The sequence below is a fragment of the Sulfuricurvum sp. genome (assembly GCF_049305995.1).
Classification (GTDB): domain Bacteria; phylum Campylobacterota; class Campylobacteria; order Campylobacterales; family Sulfurimonadaceae; genus Sulfuricurvum.
Map to the genome: position 1 here is coordinate 1 of NZ_JBAQPS010000265.1, position 5773 is coordinate 5773.

Annotated in this window: 9 protein-coding genes; 4 read left to right on the forward strand and 5 right to left on the reverse strand. The window is 39.7% G+C overall.

Annotated elements, in window-relative coordinates; all coding sequences use genetic code 11:
- A partial coding sequence (locus WA010_RS09085) for a hypothetical protein (protein WP_422556811.1) occupies positions 1-443 on the reverse strand: 443 nt, incomplete at its 3' end.
- A gap of 129 nt (positions 444-572) precedes the next feature.
- Here WA010_RS09085 and WA010_RS09090 point away from each other — a divergent pair.
- Positions 573-857 (forward strand): helix-turn-helix domain-containing protein, encoded by a 285-nt coding sequence (locus tag WA010_RS09090; protein WP_422556812.1) that lies wholly within the window; start codon positions 573-575, stop codon positions 855-857.
- Positions 858-873: 16 nt separating this feature from the next.
- Here the strand turns inward: WA010_RS09090 and WA010_RS09095 are convergent, their stop codons facing one another.
- Positions 874-2082 (reverse strand): diguanylate cyclase domain-containing protein, encoded by a 1209-nt coding sequence (locus tag WA010_RS09095; RefSeq protein WP_422556813.1) that lies wholly within the window; start codon positions 2080-2082, stop codon positions 874-876.
- 94 nt (positions 2083-2176) lie between these two features.
- Here WA010_RS09095 and WA010_RS09100 point away from each other — a divergent pair, with 94 nt between their 5' ends.
- Positions 2177-2491: a hypothetical protein gene (locus WA010_RS09100; RefSeq protein ID WP_422556814.1), complete on the forward strand. Its 315-nt coding sequence runs from the start codon at positions 2177-2179 to the stop codon at positions 2489-2491.
- Here WA010_RS09100 and WA010_RS09105 read toward each other — a convergent pair.
- The gene (locus WA010_RS09105) at positions 2488-2889 is read right to left on the reverse strand and encodes a rhodanese-like domain-containing protein (RefSeq protein ID WP_422556815.1); all 402 of its coding nucleotides are present in this window, start codon (positions 2887-2889) and stop codon (positions 2488-2490) included. The genes WA010_RS09100 and WA010_RS09105 overlap by 4 nt on opposite strands.
- A 60-nt stretch (positions 2890-2949) precedes the next feature.
- Between WA010_RS09105 and WA010_RS09110 the strand changes: the two genes are divergently transcribed.
- Positions 2950-3312 (forward strand): hypothetical protein, encoded by a 363-nt coding sequence (locus WA010_RS09110; RefSeq protein ID WP_422556816.1) that lies wholly within the window; start codon positions 2950-2952, stop codon positions 3310-3312.
- Here the strand turns inward: WA010_RS09110 and WA010_RS09115 are convergent, their stop codons facing one another.
- Positions 3313-3870 carry a manganese efflux pump MntP family protein gene (locus WA010_RS09115; protein WP_422556817.1) on the reverse strand — a complete coding sequence of 186 codons (558 nt, stop codon included), beginning with the start codon at positions 3868-3870 and terminating at the stop codon, positions 3313-3315.
- 137 nt (positions 3871-4007) lie between these two features.
- On the opposite strand from WA010_RS09115, the gene dmeF reads away from it, so the two are divergent.
- Complete coding sequence (gene dmeF / locus WA010_RS09120) at positions 4008-4916, forward strand: CDF family Co(II)/Ni(II) efflux transporter DmeF (RefSeq protein ID WP_422556818.1); 909 nt, start codon at positions 4008-4010, stop codon at positions 4914-4916.
- Here the strand turns inward: dmeF and WA010_RS09125 are convergent.
- On the reverse strand, positions 4913-5653 hold the full coding sequence (locus WA010_RS09125; RefSeq protein ID WP_422556819.1) for a polysaccharide deacetylase family protein: 741 nt from the start codon (positions 5651-5653) through the stop codon (positions 4913-4915). The genes dmeF and WA010_RS09125 overlap by 4 nt on opposite strands.
- Between the last annotated feature and the right edge of the window lie 120 nt (positions 5654-5773).

A 5773-nucleotide genomic window follows, 5' to 3' on the forward strand; every position in this document is an offset into this window, starting at 1 on the left:
GTAAAGCTTGATTCATAGTCATAGCGTGATACAACATCGAAGTTTTTGCCATTAGTAGAAGTTACTCTGACTTTAAATTCCCAATAAGCATTACCTAATACGGTACTTCCATAAACACTATCCAAATTCCCTGCAACCGTGATTTTTGATTTTGGATCGAGCATATTTCCCATTTCTAGCTCAGTTGAGAGCGCATCTTCAATATATTTAGCAAATGTAATCCCATCTGGTGTTCCGACTGGAGTTGCTAGACGACACATAACTTTGGATTCGCCCTCGTTAGTTGCGGTAAATTTACCAATATTAACGGGAGAAGAGGAAGTAGCCACTGTTTTAACTGCACGTATATTCTGTGGAGAGTTTGAATACGTCGGAACTTTATTCGCACATCCTGACATTAAAATCGCTCCAGCAAGAGCGATAGATATAAACTTTGTATTCATGATTAATACCCTTTGTTAAAAATTAGCAAAGATTGTAGCTATAGAAAACTTATCACTCACTTAATAGTGATTGTTTTTAATTCACTGATTTAATTAAAATCAATCATCCAAGAGTGAGTGGCGGTTGATGTGTCAAAAGAAGAGCGTTCAGAGATTAAAGCGTACTACGATGCACTAACTGAACACATCAAAAAAATGCGTAAAGAGCGAAAAATTAGCCAGCTTAAGCTTGCCAATATTTTAGGTCATAACTCTACGTCTTTTATTGCTCGTATCGAATTACGACAAAATAAAGCCAATTACAATTTAGCGCATTTGATCATGCTTGCCATAGAATGGGGAATTGATATAAAAGAGATGCTTCCTTGTCTGCAAGAAGAGTGGATAATAATCGAGAAGAAAAACAAAATTTAAGTTCAAAAATCCGAAGTTATAACGTATTACTAAATACCACTTGATTACGTCCCCGCTCTTTTGCAACATAAAGATTGGTATCTGCTGCATGAATCAAAGCGTCATCTCCCATTTGTGCCGTCGGAACAATACATATTCCTCCGATGGAGATACTTAGTGTTGGTAAAATTTTACTTCCTTTATGCTCAATTTTTAAATTATTGATATTAGCGCGAATTTTTTCACCCATTATTTGGGCATCTTCACAATTAGTATCCGTTAAAATAATACCAAACTCTTCTCCTCCTAAACGGAATGGGTAATCTCCAGGACGTTGTAAAGTATTTTTGAGTACTTTGGATACGGATTGCAATGCAATATCTCCTTGTAAATGACCATAAGTATCGTTATACTGTTTAAAAAAGTCAATATCTAGCATCATAAATACATAGGGTTTACCAGATCGTAATGCACGTTTGAATTCACGTTCAAAAAGGATATTAAAATATCGTCGGTTGTATAAGGCAGTAAGTGAATCGGTATAGGATACTTGTTCTAATTTATGATTGAGATGTCTTAGTGTTTCGGTTGATCTGATAAGCTGTTGTTGTTGCCACTCAATACGGGAAAAAATTTTCCATGCCAAGCTCATAACTAAAATCAACATTATTCCTAAAAAAAGTGTGAGTTGCATAAGGGCATTTTTGTATTGTGCAATTAATACAGCATGTTCATATCGTGCAGATTCTTTTTCATAGTTAATGAGAGTGTGAAGAGTGATATGAATTAATTGAATATTTTCATCTAAAATACTCAATGATAGAGGATGATTTCTATTGGGATCACCAATAATAGAGTGCACTTTAATGAAGTAGCGTTCCAAATTCTGAATTTTAGTATCAGCGTAGTTAATATAGGGTATTTCTTCGGTATTTTTATAATGAGAACGATAAATATTCCAATGCTGATTAATACGTTTCAGTCCTGAAGATATTTTTTCAGTGGTTTGTTTATCGGTAAGAAGTTGATTGCTCCATCGATAAATTGGGGAAGCTAGATCATTGTGGTAAGTATTGCTAATCGTATTTAGTTCATTGAGTGGAACAAGCGAACTAAAATAAAGTGTATCGATGTTACGTTTGATATTTTGAATATTAATATAACCAATAAGTCCCACAACACCTAAACTAAACCCTACAATTAACAGTAAATAAAAAAGTTTACTTTTAAGTTTAAGTGATTCCACGGCTTGGGCTAATCTTTTTAATTGGATAGATAATCTAAGCAACTCCTATACCAAAAGCGATTACAATTAAACCATTATTTTTTGGAGGCTGGTTATGGCTAAACGTATCATTAAAGATGAGCGGATAAAGACAATCGTGCATAACATTGCTGAAGATTTTCGATTTTCCCATGAAACGGGTGATTATGCATTGTTGTTTTACAAAGCAGATACGGAAGGTGCTATTCGAGGTGCTGATATCGATACGATGATTGAGTATCTTTCGACAGGATTGAGTGAACTGCAAGATAATATCCAATGGAGACGGGAGTTTCTAAGTGAAAATCCCGGTGTCGATGAGATGCGGATGTTGGAGAATCTTGGAGTGATCGAAAAAGAGTATATCGATTTGCTCGAATTTCTACGTTAGGGTTTTGGTTTATACGGTTCTAAGGGGATTTTTTTACCGATAGCATATTGGATTCCCCCTTGCAAGTCGATGACGTTATAGCCCATCTGTTTGCCGAGGAAGGTTCCCACGGTTTGTGTACGGTTACCGCTATTGCAGATGAGAGCGAATTTTTCCCCTTTTTTGACCGTTTTACCCAGTTTCCCTAAGAAATTTTCGACATTGTAATTTCCTTGCTCGTCAAAAAACATAATAGGGGTTGAGCCTTTGACGAGGCCGGTTGTTTTCCATTCGCCCGGTGTGCGAATATCGATGATTTTGATTTTGCTATCGATGAGTTTTTGGTCGATCGGTTGGCGGATATACTCCGCACTGAGTGTCGTAATGGTGAGGAATAAAGCGATAAGTGCTAAGCGCATATTGGCTCCTAGAGGGTATAATGACGGTATTGTATCGATGAATGATTAATATGAGGTTTTATGGGCGAATCTAAAACAGAAAATGCAAAACGGCTCCGGTATATTCGGTTACTTGGACGTTTTATCAATGGAATACTCTCTTACCTAGCAAAAAGCGATAATCCAACCAAAGAGCAGTACGACCAAAAAGTAGATATGAATTTTCGCTTTTTAGAAAAAAATGAAGCGGTCAAACTGTATAAAGATGAATACCTCGTCCTTGAAGCGCTAGGACAGAAGATTCTTGATTTCCGAGCAAGTGATGAGGAAATCGAAACAATCAAAGAGGAGCTTTTTTATGCCCAAAATCAGCTCGAAAAACGGGTGAATGCCAGCCGCTATAAAAAATCAAAACACGATAATCATGCCTCCGATGGGTGGTGATTAAATAACTCCTAAATGTTCTAAGAGGATCTTGCTTCCTAAGCCGATTAGAATAACCCCTCCGAGCATCTCTGCTTTACTCTCCAACAATGACCCCAGCTTTTTTCCTATATAGACCGCGACAACACACAGCATAAACGTTACCAGTGCGATAATGCTTGCAGCCGTATAAATATCGGTTTGTAAAAAAGCAAAGGTTACCCCGATTGCCATTGCATCGATGCTGGTGGCAATAGCCAGTGTAATAAGTGTCTTCGTAGAGAGATCGGTGACTTCGTCATCAAATTCGTTTTGGTACGCTTCATAGAGCATCTTACCCCCTAGTCCTACGAGGAGAACAAACGCGATCCAGTGATCATACGCTTGGACAGACTCCGCAAAGCTGATTCCGATGAAATACCCCGCGATGGGCATGGCTCCTTGGAAAAAACCAAAAACAGCGGCGGCAAAGAGGGCTTTTGAAACTAAAAGATCTTTGTATTTGGAACCGATGGCGATCGATACTGCGACGGAGTCCATCGCTAATGCTACCGCAAGGATAAGGAGGGTTTCATTCATAGTGAGTCCTGAAAAATAAGTATGGAATTATAACGATGGGAACTTAGTTCCTCTAACTGCAAATTACATTTTTTTATTAATTAGAGAGTGAATATTAATTGCATATAATTATCATTATTTATAAGGACCTTTTTACTATGAGTACAAAAGTTTATACCCATCACCATAATTTTGATGAGGGTAATCCTCTCGGGGAACGTAATACTAAAATTGCCGTTGCCCTCACGGCATTTATGATGGTAGCAGAGATCTTCGGGGGGTGGATTTACAACTCGATGGCACTTTTAGCGGATGGGTGGCATATGGGGACACATGCGCTAGCTTTAGGGCTTTCTGTACTTGCTTATGGTGCAGCTCGTCGATACGCGGCAGATCCTCGATTTGCGTTTGGGACATGGAAGATCGAAGTCTTGGGCGGCTATACGAGTGCGTTGTTTCTCGTCGCTGTTGCATTAATGATGCTCTATTACTCAATTTTGCGACTCATCAACCCGAGTGAAATCCATTATGATCAGGCGATTGCGATTGCTATCGTAGGGTTGGCAATCAATCTGATTTGTGCATGGCTTTTGAGAGATACCCATCATCATCACGATCACCATCATGAACATGAACATCATCATGATCTAAATCTACGCGCTGCCTATTTACATGTTCTTGCTGATGCTGCAACCTCGGTTTTAGCGATTGTGGCGTTGGTAGGGGGGAAACTTTGGGGTGCGGCATGGCTGGACCCGATGATGGGGATCGTTGGCTCAGTACTTATTGGAGTATGGGCGTATGGGCTGATTATTCAAACGGGGAGGATTTTGCTTGATGCTAATATGGACGATCCTGTTGTTGAGGAGATTCGTGAAGTGATTATTGATAGCCCTATCGCAGCACAAATAACCGATCTTCATGTTTGGCGTGTAGGAAAAGGAAAATATTCGGTGATTCTCTCGCTCTCATCAGATGAAGAGGTGAGTCCGGAGTATTTCAAAGAGCGGTTAGGGATTCACGAAGAGCTAGCCCATCTTACTGTTGAGATTAATTATACACGTTAAGGAAGGGGAATCAGACGCTCTTTAACATCACTGAGCCTGATAAAGCTAAACCCTTGTGTTTTGAGCTTCTCAATTGCTTCTTTAACCCCCTCGCGGGTTCCACTCTCAGGGTGATTCATGTGAAGAAGTATGATATCACCGCTTTTGGCATTGGTAATCTGATGAGCAACTTTTTCGGCACTAAAGGTTGCCCCCGCATCTCCTAGCACACTAAACCCACCGATTTCCACTCCATTATGCCGTGCAATAGCTACTGCTTGTTCATCATAATAGGCGGTACCTGAGCGGAAAAACCGGGGGCGTTTACCGGTGAGTTTTTCGATCAAATCTCCGTTGCCGTTGATTTCACGCTCTACCTCTTCGGGAGAAGATGTTCCTGCGATGTTGTAAATGCTTTTGCCGTTTACGGAGAGAGGGCGATGTGCTGTGCCGTGATTGGCGATTTCAAAGAGAGGATTGGATGCGAGTGCAGAAAAAATTTCGGGGTTGCTTTTGATCCAGCGAGTATTGATAAAGAGGGTAGCAGGAATTTTTTGCGTCACGAGAAAATTGATGAGTTCCATATCATATTGTGAACTACGAAAACTCCCTCCACACGCATCGAATGTGAGAGCAATTTCTTTTCTATCGCTCTGAAACGTAGTGGTTACTCCGGTAACATTTTCACCCCATTGTGTTGGTTTATCGGCCAATAAAAGTGCGGTAAATACTAAAAAGAGGGATAAAACATATGTCATAGGAAAACCTAAAAAAAGATAGGCAATTGTAGCGAAGCTCTCTTAGAGTTTGTTACAATCTCGATCTTTCCCGAAAATGCAACGCCCATTGGTTATGAGTTTGCGGATGAAGAAAAAGAG